Source organism: Ruminococcus flavefaciens ATCC 19208, assembly GCF_000518765.1.
Taxonomy (GTDB): Bacteria; Bacillota; Clostridia; order Oscillospirales; family Ruminococcaceae; genus Ruminococcus; species Ruminococcus flavefaciens.
Map to the genome: position 1 here is coordinate 50,240 of NZ_JAEF01000006.1, position 21,058 is coordinate 71,297.

At 41.4% G+C, this 21,058-nt stretch carries 15 protein-coding genes; 10 read left to right on the forward strand and 5 right to left on the reverse strand.

Features of this window, described 5'->3' with window-relative positions:
• Positions 1 to 17: 17 nt before the first annotated feature.
• The gene (locus L870_RS18155; RefSeq protein ID WP_051411271.1) at positions 18 to 1,004 is read right to left on the reverse strand and encodes an alpha/beta fold hydrolase; all 987 of its coding nucleotides are present in this window, start codon (positions 1,002 to 1,004) and stop codon (positions 18 to 20) included.
• Positions 988 to 1,521 carry a helix-turn-helix domain-containing protein gene (locus tag L870_RS0100175; protein ID WP_028516385.1) on the reverse strand — a complete coding sequence of 178 codons (534 nt, stop codon included), beginning with the start codon at positions 1,519 to 1,521 and terminating at the stop codon, positions 988 to 990. The genes L870_RS18155 and L870_RS0100175 overlap by 17 nt, the downstream gene beginning before the upstream one ends.
• Positions 1,522 to 1,724: 203 nt before the next feature.
• Between L870_RS0100175 and L870_RS0100180 the strand changes: the two genes are divergently transcribed.
• The 5 genes from L870_RS0100180 to L870_RS18160 are packed head-to-tail and all read left to right on the forward strand — an operon-like array spanning position 1,725 to position 6,396.
• Positions 1,725 to 2,096, forward strand: a complete 372-nt coding sequence (locus L870_RS0100180; protein WP_028516386.1) for a GntR family transcriptional regulator — start codon at positions 1,725 to 1,727, stop codon at positions 2,094 to 2,096.
• Positions 2,097 to 2,099: 3 nt separating this feature from the next.
• Positions 2,100 to 2,984, forward strand: coding sequence for an ABC transporter ATP-binding protein (locus L870_RS0100185; protein ID WP_028516387.1), 885 nt, complete (start codon positions 2,100 to 2,102; stop codon positions 2,982 to 2,984).
• The gene (locus tag L870_RS0100190) at positions 2,953 to 3,666 is read left to right on the forward strand and encodes a hypothetical protein (protein WP_028516388.1); all 714 of its coding nucleotides are present in this window, start codon (positions 2,953 to 2,955) and stop codon (positions 3,664 to 3,666) included. Before L870_RS0100185 ends, L870_RS0100190 begins: the two co-directional genes overlap by 32 nt.
• Before the next feature lie 10 nt (positions 3,667 to 3,676).
• On the forward strand, positions 3,677 to 4,456 hold the full coding sequence (locus tag L870_RS0100195; protein WP_028516389.1) for an ABC-2 transporter permease: 780 nt from the start codon (positions 3,677 to 3,679) through the stop codon (positions 4,454 to 4,456).
• 14 nt (positions 4,457 to 4,470) lie between these two features.
• On the forward strand, positions 4,471 to 6,396 hold the full coding sequence (locus L870_RS18160; RefSeq protein WP_051411273.1) for a serine hydrolase domain-containing protein: 1,926 nt from the start codon (positions 4,471 to 4,473) through the stop codon (positions 6,394 to 6,396).
• 197 nt (positions 6,397 to 6,593) lie between these two features.
• Here L870_RS18160 and L870_RS0100205 read toward each other — a convergent pair whose 3' ends face one another.
• The 3 genes from L870_RS0100205 to L870_RS16175 form a co-directional block, all read right to left on the reverse strand.
• Positions 6,594 to 11,678: a leucine-rich repeat protein gene (locus tag L870_RS0100205; RefSeq protein ID WP_028516390.1), complete on the reverse strand. Its 5,085-nt coding sequence runs from the start codon at positions 11,676 to 11,678 to the stop codon at positions 6,594 to 6,596.
• Positions 11,679 to 12,077: 399 nt separating this feature from the next.
• A complete protein-coding gene (locus L870_RS16170; protein WP_155250120.1) occupies positions 12,078 to 13,292 on the reverse strand; it encodes an SGNH/GDSL hydrolase family protein in 1,215 nt (404 codons plus the stop codon).
• A gap of 5 nt (positions 13,293 to 13,297) precedes the next feature.
• Positions 13,298 to 15,799, reverse strand: a complete 2,502-nt coding sequence (locus tag L870_RS16175; RefSeq protein WP_051411277.1) for a glycoside hydrolase family 3 protein — start codon at positions 15,797 to 15,799, stop codon at positions 13,298 to 13,300.
• Between the two features lie 327 nt (positions 15,800 to 16,126).
• Here L870_RS16175 and L870_RS0100220 point away from each other — a divergent pair, with 327 nt between their 5' ends.
• The 5 genes from L870_RS0100220 (at position 16,127) to L870_RS0100235 (ending at position 21,022) form a co-directional block, all read left to right on the forward strand.
• A complete protein-coding gene (locus L870_RS0100220; protein ID WP_028516391.1) occupies positions 16,127 to 17,842 on the forward strand; it encodes a dockerin type I repeat-containing protein in 1,716 nt (571 codons plus the stop codon).
• Between the two features lie 344 nt (positions 17,843 to 18,186).
• Positions 18,187 to 19,830, forward strand: a complete 1,644-nt coding sequence (locus tag L870_RS20100; protein WP_028516392.1) for a dockerin type I domain-containing protein — start codon at positions 18,187 to 18,189, stop codon at positions 19,828 to 19,830.
• A gap of 704 nt (positions 19,831 to 20,534) precedes the next feature.
• The gene (locus tag L870_RS19805) at positions 20,535 to 20,603 is read left to right on the forward strand and encodes a hypothetical protein (protein WP_242836471.1); all 69 of its coding nucleotides are present in this window, start codon (positions 20,535 to 20,537) and stop codon (positions 20,601 to 20,603) included.
• Between the two features lie 30 nt (positions 20,604 to 20,633).
• The gene (locus tag L870_RS19990; protein ID WP_278244590.1) at positions 20,634 to 20,756 is read left to right on the forward strand and encodes a hypothetical protein; all 123 of its coding nucleotides are present in this window, start codon (positions 20,634 to 20,636) and stop codon (positions 20,754 to 20,756) included.
• Between the two features lie 47 nt (positions 20,757 to 20,803).
• Positions 20,804 to 21,022, forward strand: a complete 219-nt coding sequence (locus tag L870_RS0100235; RefSeq protein ID WP_028516393.1) for a hypothetical protein — start codon at positions 20,804 to 20,806, stop codon at positions 21,020 to 21,022.
• Positions 21,023 to 21,058: the final 36 nt, after the last annotated feature.

A 21,058-nucleotide genomic window follows, 5' to 3' on the forward strand; every position in this document is an offset into this window, starting at 1 on the left:
GAGAATTTTTATGTGATTCAATTACGAATAAAATCAGTTATCGCTCTGACAAAATTATCAGGCTGATCATAGAAGCAAGTGTGTGACGCTTTTTGTATCACTGCATTTTTCTTGACAGGTGCTTCAATATTCTCAAAACACTGCATAAACAGCTGATTCGGGCATATAAAATCCTCATCACCGCTTACAAAAAGCACAGGCACGTCAAATTTCAGATCATGTCTGAAATCATATGTCATAAGAGTTTTGTATGTTCCCTTGAAATTCCTGAAATCCGAATTAAGCATAGATAATTTCTCTCGAAAACTCAGGAAAGGCGAACAAAGCAATGCTTTTATCGGAAATGCCTTACTGTCTTTGGCTATGTACTTTGAACCCAGCACTGAAAATGCTCGCAAAGCTTTCATAGTATCACTGTTAAATTCAAATCCGCTTTCGATACGCTTCATTAAGGCGTCCGTTTTAGAAATATCAGATGGCACATCTTTTGCAAGTTCCTTTATCCAATTACATGAATACTTTAATCCGTCGATATAGTTTACCAGTTGACCGATACCAATATAGCATGAAACATTCTCAGAACGAAGCTTAACGTATTCTGCACCTATAATACTTCCCCACGAAAAACCTGTGATTATTATTTTTTCAAATTCATATACCGTATGAAGATACTTTATCACAGCATCAATATCTGAAACATAGTCTGAAATGCTTCCCGTTTCAGCAATTTCAGCGGCTTTATCCTTGTTTGCCAAAAGTGTTTTGCAGGTGTTTCGCTGATCCCAGTTTACTACTGTAAAATGCTTTTCCCATTCTGTCTGCATAACATGACAAAGTCCTGCCATAGAACCTCCGGGACCGCCGTGTATAAACAACATCAGAGGGGCGGTACGATCAGCACCTCTGATCTGTATATATTGCTTCAAACCGTTTATCATTGGATACTCATACAAGCATATTCCGTTTTCACGATAACAATTCAGAATCTCATTTTTCCTGCTCATTTTGTTCTCCTCCTGAGGGCATGGACATAAGGTAAAGATTGCGGATATGAGATTTTTCCGTTATTTGTCTGCCCTGATATTTATCTACCACAGCGTACATTTCGTTGAGCATTGAAGCGAAATCAATGTCTGAAAGTGAAAGTGCATAGTTCAATACAAACAACTTGTCTCTGTTTACATCTGCATCATCACGCTTGAAATAGCTGCTGCAAAGCTCAAATATCTGTATAAGAGTGGATGTCATTATCTTCATGCCGTCAGTTCCGTTCTGTGACGGTGATATGAAATAATTCTTCAATGCGTATACATTTTCTATCTGACCGCGTATTCTATGTGTGTCGATCACTTCAATAACATCGGCTTTTAACATTCGCTCTGTCTTACGGTAAACCGTTGCTCTCGGTATATCAGGCATACGGATCAGTATTTCAGAGACAGTCAAACGCTTGTTTATACGAATAAGCTGAATGATCCTGTTTGATATGGGATCTGTAAGTATTTTTATCAGTTTCTCCATAACTCCTCCACTAATATCATTTATTGAGATTAGTATAGCATAAAAAAATTACCGTGTCAAGAGCTGATCACGTTTCCCAATAATACAAATGCAATAAAAGACATTAAAATTTCCGATTTTTTTATCAGAAGTATTGACAATCGAATAAAGTTGTGTTATACTGTATATACAATGATATATACAGTATAACACAGGAGTGCACCATGAAGATAGTTATAAAAAACAAATCTGAACTGCCTATCTACGAACAGATAGAGCAGCAGATAAAGGCTCAGATACTCGAGGGCAAGGTCGCAGAGGACGAGCAGCTGCCGTCTATCCGCCAACTTGCAAGAGATCTGAAGATAAGCGTTATCACCACCACAAGAGTATACAACGATCTTGCCGAGGAGGGCTTTATAATCTCTGTCACAGGCAAGGGATATTTCGTTGCACCAAGCAATAATGAGCTTCTCCGCGAGCGTATGCTCTGCGAAATGGAAGAAGGCTTCGAGAAAGCCGTCCTGAACGGCAGAAATGCGGGACTTTCTGATGACGAGATCATCGCCGCACTAAAAAAATTCATGGAGGAATGATTTATGGAGAACATTCTGGAAATAAAAGAACTCAACAAGGCATACGACAGCTTTGCCCTCAAGGACGTCAGCTTTTCCCTGCCCAAGGGCTATATAATGGGATTTGTTGGTGAAAACGGCTCTGGTAAGACCACTACTATCCGCTCCATACTCAATATGGCTAATATAGACAGCGGAAAGATCAGCGTTTTCGGGCTTGACAGCGTTACAGACACTATCGCCATAAAAGAAAGGCTCGGCGTGGTCTTTGACAGTCTGTATCTTGCAGACCATCTCACCGCAAAACAGATAGAAAAACAGCTGAAGCCATTTTATAAAGACTGGGACAGCAAGGAATTCTCAGGCCGTCTCAAATCCTTCGGGCTTCCCGACAACAAACGTGTCGGCGAATTTTCAAAGGGCATGAAAATGAAGCTTATGATAGCAATTGCACTGTCACACAAAGCTGACTTTATGATACTCGATGAGCCTACAAGCGGACTTGACCCCGTTGCCCGTGATGAGCTTCTTGATATACTCGCGGAGTACATAGAGAACGAAAACAGAAGTGTCCTCTTCTCCACACATATCACATCTGATGTGGAGCGTATCGCCGACTACGTTACCATACTTCACAATGGCAGAGTTTGGTTCACGGGAACTAAGGACGAGCTCAATGAAAAATACGTTATCCTCAGAGGTGCTGAGGAGGACATCTCCTCTGCTCTCCGTGAAAAGTGCATAGGCTTCCACGGCTACAGAAACGGCTTTGACGCACTTCTCAGCACTGAGTATCTCAGCGAAGTCACCGACAAGCTTGAGACCGAAAAGGCTAATATCGACGAGATACTGGTCTATGTTGCAAAGGAGGACAGACATGAACGAAATGATGAAAATGATAAGGTTTGACCTTATCACCGTCAGCAGGCTCACTGTACCTTATGTAGCTATATTTGTCGCAGTGAGCATTATAGCCTCACTGTTCGGCCTCACCTTTGGTATTCTTTGTGTAGTAAACTTTGTAATGATCATAGCGCCAATACAGGGAATCAACAATTCAAGCTGCAAAAGGCTCTACGGTATGCTGCCGGTCCGCAGGAGCGCTGTCATAAAAGCGCTTTTCACGGAAATATTCGTTACTATGTTTATAGGTGAACTGCTCTCTTTTCTGTGCCTGTTCATAGGCAGGAGTTCTTCGCTTTACAAGATGCTCCCGGAAAACCTTTCGCGTATAGCAAGCAATTATTCCGAGCTGCCTGAGAGCAAATATATGAAAATGTATCTGTTTGCCGCAGCGGCATTTGCTTTCTTAACTATTGTCCTCTGTTTTGCGCAGATGCGCTCAGAGATAATAAATATGGAGGCTGCCATACGTGAATTCCTTATAATTGTGACTGTATTTGCTGCAGTAACTACATTCATATCTGTTATGATATACAACGAAAAACTTCGCGCTTTAAAGGATATACTGCTGCCGCCTACTACGGCAGGAAAATGGCTGTCCATTGCCATACTAAATGCAGTCACTTTAGCAGCAGCTTACATTTTCTGCACAGTCACCGTTAAAAAGGCATCAAACAAAGAGCTATAAGGAGGTAAACATGAAAAAGATAATCGACCTTATGCGAGTGGACCTCATATCGGTAAAGGGCGGAAATAAAGGCATATTCTTCCTTATACTCGCGTTTACTGCTATATTTGTAGTCATTGGAATGCTTTCGGAAGCACTTTTCATGGCATTAAGCATCGTTGTACTTGGAGTTTTGCTCGTGCCATTTATCACAATGGCAGAAAAGACTCATAATGCAGGAAAAATATTCACAGTTATCCCAACTGACAGAAAAAGCATTGTCATCTCTCGCTTTACTCTGACTACGGTAATATATACAGTTTTTTCTGTGATTATTTTTATCATTTTCCATATTATGGAAAAATTCAGTGATTTCCACAATAATGCTATCTCAAAGGACGTAAGAAATCTCTATGAAACAAAAAATGGTTTCGGTACAGGTATACAGATCAAGGCTCTGGAGAACTCCATATTCTGGTTTATTTTTGCTGTTACCCTCATGATCATGGCAGGTCAGCACAGGAGATACTTCAAAAACGGTATTTCAAGCAAGAAAAACTCCCTGCTTAGGAGTTTTCTTAAAATCTTAGGTGGAATCGCACTGGTCTACGCCGTAGCAGCTGTCATTATTTTTATATTCAATATAGATATACTGAAGCCTGCACTTATCGTACTTGTAAATATGATATTTGCACTGGCAGCTCCCATGAACGGTCTGCTGCTAAGTATCACACTTATATTTATCGGCTTCGGCTTCACCCTCTATCAGCTTGTATGCTCGGTAGTGGACTATGAAGCCCGTGAGCTTTGAGGAGGTGGATATACATGAAAAGAATACTGCGAAAAACCGCCGCTTTTTTTGCTGCGGCAGTGCTTACAGTCTGCACTCAGCCATTTACAGCCTTTGCAGACGATGAAGATGATCTTAAATGTCCGTCAAGTGCTACAGTCAGCTCTGTTATAAGCCTTCTGAAAAAATTTGACGCATATCCCGACAATATCGAAAGAAGCAACAAATCCAGCGCTAATGTGCAACTTATCTTCCACGGGGACGAAATACTTTACACACGTTACTACGGCTGCACAAATATAGAGGAGCACACCCTCGCTGACGAGAACAGCGTATTCGAGTGGGGCAGCATATCAAAGACCTTTGTATGGGTAAGCATCATGCAGCTCTGGGAACAGGGAAAGGTCGACCTTGAAACAGATATCCGCACATATCTCCACGATAACTTTTTCGAGCACCTTAAATACGATGATCCTATTACCCTTATGGATATAATGAACCACAAGGGCGGCTGGTGCGAGAAGTTCTATGACTCCACATCAGAGGATATGGCTGAAATGCTGTCTCTTGAAGAAGCTCTCAAAAATGTGGAGCCCGCTCAGACCTACCGTCCGGGAGAGGTGTCTTCCTACTCAAACTGGGCAGCTGCTCTTGCAGGACTTATCGTTCAGCGCGTCAGCGGCATGGACTACGTTGACTACGTACACAAGAATATCTTTGAGCCCCTCGGTATGGAGCATACCTCAGCAGGTCCCGACTTCACTGATAATCCGTGGGTAAGAGAGCAGCGCATAAAAACGATCTGCTACGAAATAGAACTGAATAACAAATATGTAGAAAGTGACGACGGATTGATAACGGAGGAGATAATTGAAGAATACAAGTCCAAGGGCAACTGTCTCTTCAACGATCAGATCTACCCCTGCGGCTCCATAACAGGTACTCTCGGTGACCTTGCCACCTACGCACAGGCTTTCGTCAACGACGATCACCCACTGTTCAAGAATGCCGAAACACAAGAGAAACTCCTTTCAGGCTCATCATTCTACGGAAACACTGATATCCCCAGCTTCAGCTACGGTTTTGACGTCAAGGAATACAACTATACCCGTACATTCGGACATACAGGTGCTACCTTTGGCTGTGTTGCTAATATGGAATTTGATCCTGTATCAAAGTTCGGAGTCGTAGGTCTTTCAAACTGCCGCGATGATTTTCCAAGCTCATTATGCTCTTATGTTTTCGGCAGATTGAAGGCAAAAAAATATATCGGTAAAAACTATGAAAAATTTGATCTGACACCCTACAGTGGATACTATTCTGACACTCGTACCCATGCAGCAGGTCTGGGAAAATTCATTCTATATATGGACGCATTCTCAATTGATAATATAAACGCTGTAAAGGTCGCTGATAAAGTATTTCTTGAATATCATTCAGAAGATTATTACGATGATACTATATTTGGCATAGTTGAACACTCGGACGGCAGACGAGGTATTGTAAACAGCTGCTCGGAATACCTTGAAATAAAGTATTACATACCTAAGCTCTGTCTCCTTGCAGGCTTCATGATCTGCGGAATTGCTTCGCTGTTCATACTCCTTGCAAAGCGAAAGCTCAATAAAGCAGGCAAGGCGACTCCCCTTTCCTTTGCACATATAATCACCGCAGGACAGTTTGCAAAGATAGTATCACTTGCCGCAATAATATCCATTGTGGTCATTCGCATAAAAGGAGACAACGACGGTCTCACCAAGACCGAAGGTATGGTCATAGGCATTACGCAGATCGTATGTATGGTACTATGCGTACTTGCACTACTTGCCTCTGCTTACTCCTTCATAGCCAAAAAGAAACTCCCCTACGGGAAAATACGCAGTTTGTCATGCTTTACTGGAAACCTTATAACCGTATCAGCAATGATATTCTTTGAAATGTACAACTTCTGGTGCTGCTGATTTCTAAGCTTATAAACAAAACAGAACACTAATCAGTATAAAAAAACGGCAGGTTAGCTGAAGCAACCTGCCGTTCGCTTTACAGATTATGATGATCATTCGTCAACACTACTGCATTGTCCTTCACTGTTCGTCTTCTGCAACCACAGCAGAGTCGGACTATTGTTTAACTGTTGTAGTTCAGAAGTCATACTAAATCAGCTTCTCTTGCGTGAGATCGCGCCGGATCTTCTTACAAAGAAAAGACCGTTGCAGATCAAAGCTATAGCTGTAATTACCCACAGCCAGTTAATCATAGAGTTATTTCCTGTCTGAGGAAGATTAACTACCTTACCGTTGGAATCAGTACCGATGCCTGTTTCCGGATCAATCGTGTAGACTTCAATTACATTGCCGTCCTTATCTTTGAGTTCAACTACGCACTTATTATCCACTACCTTGCACTCAGCACTGTCAGCAGTTATACCTGTTTTGCTGCTGTAGTCCTTCAGTGAGCGCTGTTTCAGCTTTTCAGATGTTGCCTCATCCACAACTACCTTTTTCTCCACAGCAACTGTCAGTACAGCTTCCTTTCCATTACTGTCAACAGCTGTTATTTTTGTGGAACCTGCGGAACCGGCTGTAACAATGCCCTTATTGTCAACTGCTGCGATCTTTGGATCGGAAGAAGTAAATGATGCGATCTCCTTGTTTGCTTTGATCTGATATGTATCCTCAGCAACAAGCTTTATATTTTCCTTCTCAAGTATAAGGTCTGCATAGATATTATCAATATCCGCTGAATATTCAGCAACTGCAGCACCTGTATAATCAGAAGCCTTGCTGTTTACGGAAAGCTTCAGCTTAGTTGCCTTGCTGAAATCACCGCTGATAATGAACTTGTCAGTAAACTTGTCTCCGTCAGAATATAACTGCGGTTCGATTGTTATATCGCCGCTGATACCGCTTACGGCAACAGAGTCTTTGTTTAAAGTTGCAATATCCATTACCTTTGTAAATTCAATGGTGATGGTATTCTCACTGAGAGTGTATCCATTTACAGAAGGTGCGGATTCATTGAGCAGATTAAAGTCAAGATCGAACTTAGGAGGAGCTACAGCGAATTCTTCACTCTTTATCAGGTCATAGCCTTCCTTTTCGCAGGTAACATAGTATCTTCCCTCAGGAACATCCCATGCATATGAACCTGCCTCATCGGTGAGAATAGGATTTGCCTGATCGTAGTCCTCTGCGTTCCATACCTCCCATGCACCAGTGTCCTCGTTGAACATATAGCAGGTCACTACTGCACCGCTGACTGTCTTAGACTTGATTCCTTCATATACAATACCTGAAGGGTCGACAACTGTTTTTAACTGTCCGTCCTGTTCATATTCAGGATCATATTCTTCGCCGGCTGCAATTTGTGCATCTAAATCAGCATAATTCGACTTATAATAATTGCGTTTTCTGTCAAAAAGGTCATCAAGCTGATCTTTTATCCTTCCCAATGTCTCCGAGTAGAATTTGCCTAAAACAGGCACCTTTTGTGTAACATCGCTCTCAAATGTCATCCACATCTTCGTACCTTTTTCAAGCTCTGCATTACTGTCCCTGTATTTGTTCCATTCTTCACTTCCCCAGTCTGTTGACTTTACCTCTTCCTCTTCTTCTTTTGCATTATCATATTCATCCTTGTAATCTTTTACTTTTTTATATACTTTTTTAGCCTTATTTGCTCCTTCATATGTCTTTAAAGCATTTGGTTTATTTTTAAGTATTTTTTTAACAGTTTTATCTGCTTTTTTCTTAGCCTGATTGTTAGCGAATTCGCCTGCTTTTCTCTTCAGATATTCAGGTATAGTTTCTTCATCTTCATCACCATCTGCGTTTTCATCATTTTCATTCGATAACATAGTTATACCGGGCAGGCGCTGTACAACAGTCTCATACAAGGTGACTGACTGAATCGGTCTTATATCACGGCTGTATTCAATGATGTAATCCTCTTCTTCAAATATCTGAGCATCTGCCGTAACATAAATATATGCAGGAGTACTTCCGTCATCAGCGACCATTACCTGCGAGAACACAGTGTAATCTTCCATGTCATAGTTAAGCTTGCCGACTTTTTTATATGCTTCATCTACCTGTTTGAGTACGGCATTGTCATATGCTGCAATGCTGCCTGATGTACTTTCATTCTTCTCATCGTAATAAGTAGTTTTTAAATAGATAGAGAATAGAACACCGTCACGAAGAACCTTTTTAGCTGACTTTTTGAATCCGTAATTATCAGGCGATTCTGCAATTGCTGAAGCTGACAGCTTCTTTCCGTTTACATTGACAGCTTCTGAACAATAATAGTAACACTCAGAGCCGATACCGCCTTCTTCATCTTCAAGTCGGCAGATACAGCTTGAATCGTCAATTACATCGTAACTTCTGGTCACACCTTCAATATAGCGATCTTCCATCAGCTCTTCAGCCTCTTCTGCATCAATAATATCATCTGTTTTCTCAACAATAATAAAGTTGAGAGAACCGGGAACATAGTTATGATCGGTTTCATCAAAATACTGATCCTCGGGAGTGATCCACGCTTTCTCTTTTTCATCATAAGATGCGATCAGATACTTTGATTCAGCCCCCTTCTTGCTTCTTACGAGAATAAATGATATCCTGTCAGAATTGTAAGCTTCTATCCTGAAACGCATATTGCCCTTGGGGTAATACTGTATTACAGGGTGCTCACCTTTTGTGAAGACACCTGTGATATCAAGAGTTTCCATATAATCGTTTATATCTGAAGGAGCATGAGTGCAGTAGATAAGATCTACCTTCTTTATGGAAGGCTTTGCGTTGGAGTAAACAACGCCGATTTCATCTGTCTTGTCCACACCGCATACAGCGGAGATACTATACTGTTCAGAATCCTTTTTTTCAGGCAGCGAAACTGTTGCAACATACTTGCCTGTATACTGATTTGATGTTACAGAAGCCGCAAGCTTGCCATCAACATATATCTTTACCTTTCTGCCGGGCTCAGCTATTCCGAAAACATCACACTCAAGACTGGAGACAGTGCTCTGTGCGGAAATAGTTATCTTTGGAACAGTCAGTGACATTCTGGGTATCTTCTGAGTCCAGTTGTAGCTGTGGGAATTGAAGTGTATCTTCGGGTCTATGATATAAGCGTTTTCATTATATGCCTCTATTCTTGCGGAGAAACGCAGAGTTCCCTCAGGCTTTGAAAGCATAATAAGGCTGTTGTTTCCTGCATATGTTACCTTATTATCATCAGAATCCGAGATCACTGAACTTTCTATAAGACTAAGTCCAGAAGGCATCGGCACCTCAAAGCTTACATTTCCATTATTGGCAAGATCTGAGCTTATCCAGTCGTTAAGGTCGTATTTAATACTGAAATTAGCGATACCGCCTACAATATTAGCAGCCGAGCTAACATTTACTACAGGAGTATCATTTGTGAAAACAGTTGCTCTTTCGTCACTTAGTGAGCTGCATCCTGCGAAGGTATCCTCTGCGAACTTGAAGAACCCTGACTTTTTACCAAGATCATTAAGACTTGTGCAGTTTTCAAACGCATAATTCTTAGCTTCATCGAATTTCTCTGGAAGAATAACCTTTGTCAGAGTCGTACAGCCGCTGAAAGTCTTATCGTACAGGGTAACAACGCTCTTAGGAAGGCTGATTTCCTTGAGTGATATACAGCTTTCAAAAGCATTGCCGCCTATTAAGGAAACTGTATCCGGAAGGTCGATCTTCTCCAGTGACAAACAGTTACTGAATGTATAAGCACCTATGGTTTTAAGCGTGGCTGGCAGCTTTACATCATTAAGAGCTATATCATTTGTAAAGAGACCCACCCCATTGAAACCTGAAAGCTCTTCTATACTGTCGGGAAGTGTTGCCTTCTTGAGAGAACTGCATCCTGCAAGAGCAGCTTTTCCGAGGGTATTCACTGATGCAGGAATATCTATTTCTGTAAGACTTTCACAGTTAAGAAAACAGCATTCGCCTATAACTGCTGTGTTTTTGGGAACAGTCATATTATCAAGAGCCGAACAGTTCTCAAAGGCTCTGTTTCCAATATAAACTATATCGTCATGCAGATCTATTGAAGGCATTGAAGCACAGCCGCTGAACATACCATCTTCGATACGGGTAACGGACATTGGTATCTCTGCATTTATAAGCTTCTCACAGCCCCTGAACAGCTCCGTACCGATAGTTGTTACAGTATCGGGGATAGAAATGCTCTCCAGTGAAGAACAGCCCGCAAATGCACTGTCGCCTATCTCGGTAAGTACATCAGGGAATGTTACATTCTTAAGTGATGTACACCCAGAAAACATACCCTTACTGCTGCCTGATTTAAGCTTTGTTATTTCCTTAGGGAGACGTATCTCCTCAAGTGCTGCGCAGTCTGCAAAAACAGCATAGCCCATTGAGGTAACTGTATCCGGAACATCAAAGTTCACAAGACCGCTGCCCATAAATGCCATATTGCCAATAGCTGTCACCGACTCCGGAATTTCGACAGATGAAAGAGAAGAACAGTATGCAAAAGAACTTTTTCCTATATAATCTATATTGGAGTTCAGCTTTATGTTTGTAAGTGCCTTGCAGCCCTTGAATACATTGTCCTCTATACGAGACACGCCATCTGGAATAGATATCTCATTCAGGCTCGCGCAATCAGAAAAAGCGCCGTCCTGTATATTTGTGATTCCTTCGGAGAGTTCCGCATTTACAAGTGAGGTACAACCACTGAAGGCGTCATGATTTATTTTCTTTATTGTCTCGGGAAGCTTTACCTTAACGATTTTTTTATTGCCGGCAAAAGCGGCATAGCCTATTTCCGTGACCTCAGCTCCACCAAGTGTCACAGGGATCTCAACATTTGTCTCGTCTCCGATATAACTGTCTATAATAGCATATCCGCCTGTTATATAGTATCTGTATCCGTTCTCTTCCGCCATAGACGCTTTGACTGTCTTGACCGCGGAAGTTGCAGTAGTTGTCTGTGCAATTGCTGCATTGGCAGTTGATAATACAATGCTGTCGGCTTCGATCATATCATTCGCAATATAAATGATACTGCCTTCAGTATCATAGCCTTCTTTGGCAGTTCGTTCAATCTCAGTTGCAAGCTGAACATCAGTATCTTCGACAGATGCTCCATGAACAACTGACGGAAGCAAGGCATTTGAGGAAACTATCGCCATAGCAATTGTTCCGCTAAGAACAGATCTGCATATTTTTTTGAATCTTTTCATCAATAAAACTCCTTTTACTAAATTTATAATGCTGAAACTAATAATAACTGAAATGGTAAAACTGTTCAAGATCATTTTCTTAAACTTCTGCTGGATACTATTGCATTCACCTCCTTGTCTTTAACACTTCCATTACCACATCACGGTCACGTTATCAGACTCGTTAATTATTTAAGCATTACACCTTTATTTTACACAAAACATGTAATAAAGTCAACCCATATAACGTTTTATGCATATATGAGCTCCTTTCAGATTTCCTCTGTACATTTGCAGGTATTATAATAATTTTGCTTCTGACAGGCGCTCCGAAATTGAAGCAACTCTTGAATATGGAACTTTAAAGGCAGAACTCAATAAATAATATAATTAAAGGACGGCATTATACCGTCCTCATTTTTATATAGATACTATACTGCGTATTTTTTCAGCCAGAACATCTGCGCTGTTCTGCTGTGTTTTCTTTGATGGATGACCGTTAGCTCCCATGCCGTCATGCATAGACTGTGGCTGTGAGAAGTACGCTGTTATTTTATCATCACCGAATTCAGCTACCGCACGTTCTATCAGCTTGTAAATATCATCGCCGCCCATAGTGCCGACAGTACAGATTATCACAGCATCAGGTCGCTTTTCACGAACAGTTTTTAAGAAAGCCTTATAGCTGTCTGCAAATTCACTGCCGCGTACTTCAAGATCTTGTGAAACATAATTGAAGTCATTTGTGCCGAGATTGATCACAACAACATCACATTGCTCGGGAAACGTCCAGTCTGTCCCATAGTCCTCAAAGCTGCTGGACAATTCGTAGCAATCAGGCAAAAGAGCATCTGCATTTTTCATTCCGTCTCCTGTATAGCCCGAAACGACACCATAACCGCTGTAGCAGCATGTCATGTAGTCCGCACCAAGTTCCTTTGCAGTCAGATATGCATATGATTTAGTGAAATTCTCAGTGGAGGTCATAAAAGGTTCGCTGCTGCTTTTGCTCTCCACACCGTATCCGCAGGTTATGGAGTCTCCTATAAATTCTATGGTCAGGGTTGCTTTTTCAGCAGGCATCACAGGCTGAGCCGAATCACTGTCCACATTGACGGAGCGTATACCTACACCGCCGAACATGGCTTCTGAAAGCAGCATTACCTTTACAGACGCAGTTTTATCTGCATCTTTCCACAAGCTGACCGTTACGTCTTTATCTCCGATTATCTCGTCAAATATGAGTTTATCATCAATATAGACAGCACAGCGTGGGCGATGTTCCTCATCGTTATTGACACCGCTGCTGCCTGCAATGGTGAGAGAGGCAGTTTTGCCGCTTACGGTAAACTCCGCAGCCGAACCGCTCTGCACCAGCCACAGAACACCGTCCTGTACAACAGTTCTGCTTTGCAGCTTTGCATTATCCGAGGTTATCGGTATACTCTGCGCCATGACTTCACCTTCTGTCTGAGTTGAAGCTTCTGCCTGTTCCGTTTTATCGGCTGACACTGTATCAGTGGCAACGGTTTCCACGGGCTCTGAGCTGTTGCTTTCTGAACAGCCTGTGAATGCACCCACAGCGGCTATGCATAATGCACAGCCGACTGCGATAATTGATATATGTTTCTTCATGATGTTCACTTTATATCCTCGAACAGTGATTCATAGTATTCGGGAGTTCTACCTTGTTCACTTGTTGTCACATATATCCAGCAAACAAGGTCGTCATCAAGCTTTCTCATATAGAAACAATCGAATGCCTTGCCGTCCCAATAATAAACTACATCTCTCGAAAATTCTTCGCTGCCAAGCTTTACCTTTTTACGTTCTTTCCAGTCAGCATTACCGCCATCATTAGTTATCTGTCCATCTATCCATTCCTTACAATAGTCCATAACATCTTCTGCGGTAACGTCCGCAGAATCAGGGAATCCGATTTTTGTGTTTACAAAGAATACCATTACGGATTCTTTAGCATTGCCAAAACTTGTTTCAAGTATTTGCGCCCTTTCGCGCCTGATCTCTTCTTCATCAGTAAGCTCTGCAATGTAAGCTTCTTTTTCCTCGGGATCAGTATCATTAGGGAAATAATTCAGTTCTCCGGGAACATTGAGTTTGATATTTGCATATTCATTGACGTATACGCCGTCCTTAAACAATCCTGCTTTATAATTAGTACCTTTCAATGCAGGATCAGGTTCAACTACCGTCGGCGGATCAAGTATAGTCTCAGGCTCGGGCTGTGCCTTGAAGCCGTCGCCGTAGCTGAGTCCGTAGCCTCTTTCGAGCCAGCAATTGTCTGTGCGTATCTGGTCTAATGAGCTGTACCAAGGGGACGGAAGTTTGCCTGTAAAGTCAGCACAGCCGCAGAGAACATCGGAAATGCCCTTGCCCTCAGAACCGGGGAGATAGCACATAACTACGCTGTCCCAATCATCGTAAAGCCTCTTGTTTATGAGAACATTTCTGCCTGCAACGATACAGGTAACAGTGGGCTTGCCAAGAGCCTTTGCTTCCGCACGCGCCTCAGAATTTCCTTTAAGTCCTAAAGTACCGAAAAGGCTCATATCCTCGGTATCGCCGTTCCACTCGGCGTAGTTCTGCTCGCCTAAGCAAAGCAGCACCACATCAGCTTTATCTGCCTGTTCCTTGTCTGTGATGACCTCAATGCCGTAGCTCTCAGCGTATCTCTCGAATGCTTCCTGTATTGTTGTAACGCCGGGAATGTCCTTTTTTGAAGAACCGTTCCAGTCCATAGTCCAGCCTCCGCACTGTGCCTGACAACTGTTTGCAGCAGGTCCTGTGATATAGACCTTTGTGCCCTGTTTAATCGGAAGCACATCATTTTCGTTTTTAAGGAGCACAAGACTTTCCTCAACAAGCTTTTCTGCAACTTTTCGGTATTCGAGAGAGCCTGTGGCTATCTTTTCGGTCTTGATGCCTTCAAGCATCGGATCATCAAAGAGTCCGATATCTTTCTTGACCTTGATAATTCTTGTAACAGCGTCATTTACACGTTCTTCTGTAATATCACCGCTGCCCACAGCTTCCACGATTATCTGCTTTGCTTCGTCGTATCTGTCAGTTTCCATGAGCATATCAATGCCTGCATTTACACCGTTTATGACCTGATCTTTGTATGTAGCTCCCGAGGTATGCTCTACCGAGCCCCAGTCGCTGACGATAAAGCCCTCAAAGCCCATTTCGTCTTTCAGCTTCATGATATACTCTTTATTTTCGTGCATTTTCACGCCGTTCAGCGATGAATGGCTTATCATTATGGTCTGAACTCCTGCGTCTATCTGAGCCTGATATACTTTCAGTAGCTCCTCTATCTCAGCATCTGTGAGCTGTGCATCACCGCGGTCGATACGCTTTAATGGCGCTCCTGCTTCACCTGTACCGTACAATACATTACCGTCTGCAAAGAAGTGTTTTGTGCAGGCAACAAGTCCGCCGTCGATAAGACCTTTTGTATAAGCGGTGCTTAGTTTGGTTATTGTGTCGAGGTCGGAGCCGTATGACTCATATGTACGTCCCCAGCGAGGGTCAACGGATTGAGCAACACAAGGCGAGAAATTCCACATCATATGGCAGAGCTTAGCTTCGTCAGCTGTTATAAGTCCAACTTGATATGCAAGCTCTTCATCATTTGCTGCTCCCTGTCCGATGTTGTGTGGGAAGTAAACTGCGTCACGGCAGTAATTTACGCCATGTACATCGTCCTGTCCGTAGATATACGGGATACCTGCCTCGGACTCGATGGCTGACTGCTGGAAGCCGTCTACAGTCTCGCACCATGAATCAGAATCAATACAACCAACTGTTGAGAGAATGCTGCCGTAATCGTTGGATTTCATGTCGTCCTCGGTTATGTTATAGACCGCTGGTTGAACCATCTGGCTGGCTTTCTGTTCAAGGGTGAGAGTTGCAACTATCTCCTCGGGAGTCATGGTCGCATATGTCTCATATTTCAGTCCGTCGAATACGACCTCTGAATTTGTTGTTGTCTCCGCTGCTGATGTAGTCACCTTTGTTGTTTCAGTTTCAGATTTTTCTGAGTTTTTGTTTTTCTCCGCACATGACATAGTTGATACCAACAATGTAAGCGGAAGTAAAAGTGAAAGTGCTTTTTTCATTACAACGCTCCTTCTGTTATTATAATTATTACTGCTTTAATTACTTTAAACAATTTTAAATATTATATCATATTTTTTTTATAAATGCAAATAAAAAAAAGACGGCATTGCTTCGTTCATTTGTTGCTGTTAAAGTATATGCGTAGTACGCGAGAATAACCGATGCATCTACAAGAACATTTATTTCTGCACCTAAATTTTTCAACGGTAGGTGTATTTATAACACATTATTTGTCACAATCGTTGACAATAATTGTTTATTATGATAGAATTAAATATAAGGAGAAGTATTATATGCTCCTACAAAATGACAGGAGGTAAAAGGCAATGGACATAAAAAATCATATCAAGGCGCTTATCACGGCAGCTGTTATGGCTGCGGTACCTGCGGCTGTGAATCACTCATCTGCTTCGGCTGAGGATTACATAGTTGAGAATGCTCAGGTGCTCACTCTCTTCGGAGATGTAAACTTTGACGGCAATTTGGGTATTTCGGACGCTGTTCAGCTTAACCGCTATCTTCTTGGACGAATAAACGAGGTTGGGAATATCAAGAACGCTGACCTTTTGGCTGATGGTGTTATTGACATTTTTGACATGGTATACCTGAGAAAGCAGCTCATCGCTGAAAATAAGCCTGTGGGCACAAAGCTCAGCGTAAAGGTAGTGGATATGATGTCAGGTGAACCACTCGATTGTGCTGATATACGACTTTCCGAAATGAACGGCGATTACTTATACGATATAGGCGACACCATTTCAACCAACGGTGAAGACGTTAATTACTACGGCCTCCCAAATGATAAGAATTATAAGTACTTTCTTACCGTAGATGAATTGCCTAAGGGTTACGACAGCGGATACGCTATATGGGATCATGTAGTTATATTCGATATTGAAGGAGGCACATCCGAAAAAGAGCTTGTGGTAAGAGTGGCTGCTGATAATGCAGAAAAGAATGTCAAGTTCACACATATGGACTGGTGTCAGGGCAGAGAGAATATAGGCTACGGAAACCTCTTTATTACCGATAAGGAAGGCAACTATTATTACCAGAGACAGTATACAGGTGAAATGGCACTTCCTGACGGCGATTATCACGCTGATTTCAATTTCTTTGATTATCCTGTTGCTTTCGTTGAGCCTGACAGTGATTTTGCTGCAATGGTCAAGGAGAACTATCCCGATGCTCAGTTTGAAGACCTTTCCAACGGCATAGATTTTTCCGTTGTGAACGGAAAGCCCGACAGAGAACTGTTCCTGAACTTTGGTCCAATGGAGAATTCCGGCAATATCATCAATGTAAACTGCTATGACAGCCTTACAGGAAAGCCTCTTGAAGGCGTTAAGCTTTCGCTTGTTGAAGCTCCTTACAGCTACGCTAAGAAAACGAGCTGGGTATCTGATGGTACTACCAAGGTGTTCAATGATCTCTACCGTACAGGTTACGACTGCTATAAAGTAGTGGTTGAAAGCGTTCCCGATGGATATATAAAGAGTTCAAGAGATCAGGGAGTCGGATTTGGTTATGCGTATAATTATTCCACTAACTTTGATTTCTATTTCACGCCTTATGATGGCGATAAGGAACTTTCTTTCGACGTTCTGACATGGCCTGATAAGCAGCCATACACAGGCGATTGCACATACACGGTAATGCAGGGCAATTCCGTTGTTCTTTCAGGCATAAAGCCCGGGGAGAAGTTCGGTATCAAGGACGGAGAATATATGCTCTATGCCGAATCATACGGTGATAATGAGCCTTACCGCGGTGCTTGGATTAACTCAGAGCTTGGTCAGGAGCTTGCAAAAGAGACTGATATATTTGCTGACGGAGCAGCATTCCGCTCAGATATGGCAAAGTTCACAGTAAAGGACGGCAAGCTTGATAAAGTTATCACTCTGTATGTCGGTGACAAGGATAAAGGATTGTCTGACTTTGAAAAAGAAGAAATAGCAAATCAGAAACGTGAGGAAGAAGAGAGAATTCAGAAAGAAATGGAATATCAGGAATGGCTTCTCAATGAAGCTGAAAAAGAGTAAGGTATGACCGCACCTATTTTGCTAAAAACAATGATACATATGCAAAGCTCCGACCATAAGGTCGGAGCTTTTAAATTATACTCATGATTTTATAGGATCAAGAGTTGTTATCTTGTAAAAAAGGAATTCCCAATTTCAAAAAACATCTGTACATTGCTGTGGTGCACTCGCTCTGAATACCGAGCTATTCCGGTATGACTGTTTTTCATGTATTCCACTCGCAGTTTTTTCATATTAATATTATTTTTATGTGAGAGTTTTTATCATCTCAAACGTCTAATTTACAGAAAGGTTTTTATTACCTTAAAAAAACATGATAAAATCAAAGAAATGAGGGAATTACAATGAAAGTAAAAAAAATACTGAAACGAAATCTTGCTGCTGTTATATGTGCAGGAATGTTATTAAATCCTGTCCTTACAGCTTTTGCCGCCGAAGCCGATGATATGAGTTCAGAAAAGAATCCAACGATTATACTTAATATTAAAGACAATGAAGTCGACAAGGAATACAAAGGTCTGCAATTCGATCTGTATGCAGGTGTATATGATAAAGAAAAAGAAAAAAGTATCAATATTAACTGCGGGCATTACGATACAGTAGATAAAAGCAGTATCAGCGTTGAACTCCCAAAGGATATTTTTAATACATTCACAGACGAAAACAGATACAAAATAGGCTTTTACATCGAACCAACTAACGTTCGCGGTGATTGTTTTGTTGACAGTACCGGAGATATTTACTATAAAGGCGAAGAAAATGAAAGCTATGATGTGATACTGGAAAGATATAGCTACAATATAACCTTAGGTTCATTAACGCTCAATATACCCGGGAAGCTTGAATATAAGATCGGTGAAGAGCTTGATCTTACAGGCGGAAGAACATTCGGCTGTGGATCAATGGGAAGTAATTTAGATGATAAACTTTGGGGGGTGTGGGACGATTTTGGCAGTCCTTTGTCTTTGCAAAGAGTAGATGCATATGATTTCGATAACAGTAAACCGGGCGAATATGTTATTAGATTTAGCCCCCGTAGATCCAATACCTATGATGAATATAATGTTTCTGTAAAACCGAGTGAGTTTACCGTTACTGTAGTAGATTCGGAAAGACCTGAGGGGGCTACAGCAAAAATATCCATTGTTGATGCTGATACAGGTGAAAGTATAAAGGGTATCAAGGCAGCACTGTTTAAAGAAGATAAAAAAAACAAAGACATCTCCCCTTATTCGGACAAACTCATTGCAATGTGGGATACTTCAGATGTTTCAGAAAGATTGTTTACAGAAACGGATTTTGATGCTGATAAAGAGTATTATATAGGCTTTGAGGAAGTCCCGAAAGATTACTCACATAGTCTTACGCGCTACAAAGAAGGCTACAAATTCAGCGACTTAAAACTCTTCACATTTGAAAATGAAAATGATAATACCGAATGGACTATCGAACTTAAACGCAACGAAGAAAAACCTAAGCCCGAGGGCACCTTTAATTTCAGACTGTATGAAAGATACAGCGGATTACGTGAAGATTCTAATAATATAGGTGTTGCCGAGATAAAGGACAGCGATGGAAATTCAGTAGGCTATTTCTCTCTTGACCGTGATTTTGAACTTCCCGACGGAGAGTATACATCAACTGTATCCATATTCTCAAAGGATTACAAGTGTTTCAGTGATGAGACTATAAATTTCTCTGTCAAGAACGGTAAAACTGAAACAAATCTTGATTATAACATCGAGAGGTCGAATTTCGCATATGTTGGAAACGGTGACAGCAATAATGACGGAATAGTTGATATGTCGGATATCGTACTCATTATGCAGTCTCTGGCTAATCCTTCAAAATACGGAATTAACGGTACAGATGAAAACCATATCACAGAGGCTGGCAATCTCCGTGCCGACATTGACGGAAACGGCGTTACAAATATGGACGCACTCACAATACAGAAATATCTGCTCGGATATTTTGACATCAAATAACAGCAAAAGTTTAGTAACAAAACAGATGACATATAGACGTTCAGCCCCGAGACTTTGCCTCGGGGCTTCTTTCTGCATATTATCTTTCCTTGAAAAATCGCAGGATCTATGATATTATTTAATCATACTATATTTACGGAATACAAGTGTGCAGTCGCTAAAAAATAATCTGAAAAAATTTTTTCAAATGAAATATTCCTCTGTTAAAATCTGACTATATATACAGAAGACAAAAGTTTCTCACGAATGGAGGCTATATTATTGATGATGTTCAATAATCAAACTACTGCAAAACAGAGAACAGTCCGCTATCATTGAACTTCGGCAAAAATACAAACGACTATGTACATATATTACAGGAAATGTCCTTTCTCAGTACGAGGACATCGAAGAAAGTGTAAATTCTGCCTGCTATGAGCTATGGAACAGCATACCGCATGCACAGCCAAACGACCTGAAAAGCTTTTTTCCGTATCGTCAGAAACGTCGCAATAAACAGGCTCGAATACAACTCTGCTGCAAAACGTGACAACAGATACACAGTATCACTTAATGAAATAACCGATTGTGTACCTGCCGATCCCGATGATAATATAAGCCTGTCTGAACTTGCGGACACCATCAGCCGTTTTCTTCGCACTCAGAACGAACTGCACCGCCGAGTTTTTGTACAACGATATACTTACGGCAATTCGTTAGCAGAGATTGCAGAATATTTTTCACTGAACGAACAAACAGTCGCTTCTTATCTTTTTCGGACGAGAAAAAACTGAAAGCATTTCTGAAGAAGGAGGAATATGACTATGAATAAAAATAATTTTATGAAGGCTATGAGTATGATAGACGAAAATCTTATAAAGGAAGCCTATACAACTTATGCCTCTGTGGCTGAAACTGAAAAGTCCGTTGTTTCCTTCAGCGAATAAGAGCATTCGGCTGCTGTTTCAGGTGTTGATGTATATCACAGAACTGTATGGAAAAGTTCCTTGGCATTGCTGCGGCGTTTGTGCTTGTTGCAGGAACAGCAGGCGGCGGAATATACTACTTCTCACAGCTGAAAAACAAGGATAATAATATTATCGAGAATGAAATACAGTATGATACCATATACGATAAACTGAAATCAGACAAGGATAATTACGAGATGAGCAGTGTTGTCTGCGTGTATGACGGAACAGTACTTAAACTGTGAAAGACTTATTGCTTCATTCACTTTCAAATAATAACA

Coding starts and splice junctions, on each gene's coding strand:
- L870_RS18155 (WP_051411271.1), bottom strand. CDS start 1,004: ATGAGCAGGAAAAATGAGATTCTGAATTGTTATCGTGAAAACGGAATA.
- L870_RS0100175 (WP_028516385.1), bottom strand. CDS start 1,521: ATGGAGAAACTGATAAAAATACTTACAGATCCCATATCAAACAGGATC.
- L870_RS0100180 (WP_028516386.1), top strand. CDS start 1,725: ATGAAGATAGTTATAAAAAACAAATCTGAACTGCCTATCTACGAACAG.
- L870_RS0100185 (WP_028516387.1), top strand. CDS start 2,100: ATGGAGAACATTCTGGAAATAAAAGAACTCAACAAGGCATACGACAGC.
- L870_RS0100190 (WP_028516388.1), top strand. CDS start 2,953: ATGAACGAAATGATGAAAATGATAAGGTTTGACCTTATCACCGTCAGC.
- L870_RS0100195 (WP_028516389.1), top strand. CDS start 3,677: ATGAAAAAGATAATCGACCTTATGCGAGTGGACCTCATATCGGTAAAG.
- L870_RS18160 (WP_051411273.1), top strand. CDS start 4,471: ATGAAAAGAATACTGCGAAAAACCGCCGCTTTTTTTGCTGCGGCAGTG.
- L870_RS0100205 (WP_028516390.1), bottom strand. CDS start 11,678: ATGAAAAGATTCAAAAAAATATGCAGATCTGTTCTTAGCGGAACAATT.
- L870_RS16170 (WP_155250120.1), bottom strand. CDS start 13,292: ATGAAGAAACATATATCAATTATCGCAGTCGGCTGTGCATTATGCATA.
- L870_RS16175 (WP_051411277.1), bottom strand. CDS start 15,799: ATGAAAAAAGCACTTTCACTTTTACTTCCGCTTACATTGTTGGTATCA.
- L870_RS0100220 (WP_028516391.1), top strand. CDS start 16,127: ATGGACATAAAAAATCATATCAAGGCGCTTATCACGGCAGCTGTTATG.
- L870_RS20100 (WP_028516392.1), top strand. CDS start 18,187: ATGAAAGTAAAAAAAATACTGAAACGAAATCTTGCTGCTGTTATATGT.
- L870_RS19990 (WP_278244590.1), top strand. CDS start 20,634: ATGAATAAAAATAATTTTATGAAGGCTATGAGTATGATAGACGAAAAT.
- L870_RS0100235 (WP_028516393.1), top strand. CDS start 20,804: ATGGAAAAGTTCCTTGGCATTGCTGCGGCGTTTGTGCTTGTTGCAGGA.